A 618-nucleotide genomic window follows, 5' to 3' on the forward strand; every position below is an offset into this window, starting at 1 on the left:
GGCCGTATGGTTGCAGCCCATCGTGGGCTGCCCCTGGCGTCACTCTGGGGAGACGGCACATCGTCCTCAAGTGATGGTCAATTGTTTCATGCAGGTGGCAGAGGCGCTGCGATCAGCGATATCAATGCGCGCAATGGCAGTGAACCGGGCGTCAGTTTCTACACCCACATCTCCGATCAGTATGATCCGTTTTCGACCCGGGTGATTGCGGCGACGGCCGGTGAAGCACCCTATGTTCTGGATGGGCTGCTGTATCATGCCAACGGGCTTTCCATTGAAGAGCATTATACCGACACGGGTGGGGCATCGGATCATGTTTTCGGGCTGATGCCCTTCTTTGGTTATCGATTTGCGCCCAGGATACGGGATCTGAAAGAGCGGAAACTTCACCTGTTTCCAGATCAAAGCCCCGGTGATCTCCTGAGTGGAATGGCCGGTGACCCGATCAATACCGATCATGTTGCGGCCCACTGGGACGACCTGCTGCGTCTGGTCACATCCATTCGGAGTGGAACCGTGACGGCCTCGGCCATGCTGCGGAAGCTCGGATCTTATCCCCGTCAGAATGGTCTGGCTGTGGCCTTGCGTGAAGTTGGCCGGATCGAGCGGTCGGTTTTC

1 protein-coding gene is annotated in these 618 nt (G+C 57.4%); it reads left to right on the plus strand.

The features are described from left to right. A partial coding sequence (locus tag KP705_RS16145) for a Tn3 family transposase (protein WP_215764977.1) occupies positions 1-618 on the plus strand: 618 nt, incomplete at both ends.

The sequence above is a fragment of the Gluconobacter sp. P1D12_c genome, assembly GCF_018812105.1.
GTDB lineage: Bacteria > Pseudomonadota > Alphaproteobacteria > Acetobacterales > Acetobacteraceae > Gluconobacter > Gluconobacter oxydans_A.